Annotated in this window: 1 protein-coding gene; it reads left to right on the top strand. The window is 66.4% G+C overall.

The features are described 5' to 3' along the window. The first annotated feature begins 96 nt into the window (after nucleotides 1-96). Nucleotides 97-1,368 carry an IS256 family transposase gene (locus ACZ4AA_RS38470; protein WP_467613381.1) on the top strand — a complete coding sequence of 424 codons (1,272 nt, stop codon included), beginning with the start codon at nucleotides 97-99 and terminating at the stop codon, nucleotides 1,366-1,368. Nucleotides 1,369-1,403: the final 35 nt, after the last annotated feature.

The raw sequence follows: 1,403 nt of genomic DNA, 5'->3' as shown, positions 1-1,403 counted from the left end.
CGTCGAGTGTGTCTGAAAGATCGTGTAAGTCCGTGATGTGACAGCCTGGCCCGGGGCTCGGCCTCGGGCTCTTGGGCCGGGCGGATCGGACGAGTCATGGCAGACAAGACGGAACCGGTTGCCTCTGCGGCCGGGAACGAGATGGTGAATGAGGTCGCCGAGCGGTTGCTCGACAAAGCTGATGCTTCCGGGGTGGCTCTGCTCGGTGAGGGCGGGCTGCTGACGGAGATCACCAAGGCCGTGCTGGAGCGGGCCCTGGACGCCGAGATGAGTGAACACCTTGGTTACGAGCGAGGAGACCGGGCGGGTCACGGGTCGGGGAACTCCCGCAACGGGACCTCGCCCAAGACGGTTCTGACCGACGCAGGAGCGGTCACTTTGGCGGTGCCACGGGATCGCAACGGTGAGTTCGAACCGCGTCTGGTTCCGAAGAACGCGCGTCGGCTCGCCGGGTTCAACGACCGGATCCTCTCGCTCTACGCGCGCGGGATGAGCGTGCGCGACATCCGCTCCCACCTGGCCCAGATCTACGGGGTCGAGGTCAGCCCCGACCTGATCAGCAAGGTCACCGACGCCGTCGTCGACGAGCTCGTGACCTGGCAGAACAGGCCCCTGGACGCGGTCTGGCCGATCATCTACATCGATGCGCTGTGGGTGAAGATCCGCTCGGGTTCGGTGACCTCCAAGCCGGTCTACCTGGCCGTCGGGGTCGACATGGACGGCCGAAAGGACGTCCTGGGCCTGTGGGTCGGCGCCGAGGGCGAGGGCGCCACCACCTGGATGGCGGTCCTGTCCGAGCTGCGCAACCGCGGCGTCGAGGACGTCTGCATCGTGGTCTGCGACGGGCTCAAGGGCCTGCCCGACGCGGTCACGGCGACCTGGTCCAAGGCCACCGTCCAGACGTGTGTGATCCATCTGACCAGGGCCTCGCTCCGGCTGTCGTCGTCGAGGGACCACCCCAAACTGGTGCCGGCGCTGAAGGCGATCTACACGGCCCCGACCGAGGCAGCCGCGGAGCAGGCCCTCGACCTGTTCGCGGCGTCCGACCTCGGTGAACGCTATCCGGCGATCGTGCGGACCTGGCGGTCGGCCTGGCCGGAGTTCACGCCCTACCTGGCGTTCCCGCCGGCCATAAGGACGGTGGTCTACTCCACGAACATGGTCGAGTCGATCAACTCCCGGCTCCGCAAGGCCACCCGCAACCGCGGCCATTTCCCCTCGGAGCAGGCCGCGTTGAAGGTTCTCTACCTCGCAGTCCGCGAGCAGATCAACCCCAAAGCGCGCGACGCGAACCACGTCGCCGCACACTGGAAAGAGGCACTGAACCAGTTCTCACTCTTCTTCGAGAACCGGCTCAGCATCCAATGACACCAACCGACTTACACAAGATCCCTGACACGCCC

Source organism: Streptomyces sp. NPDC024698 (genome assembly GCF_055559015.1).
The sequence above is the reverse complement of the archived record's forward strand: the minus strand, read 5'-3'. Positions and strand labels throughout refer to the sequence as shown.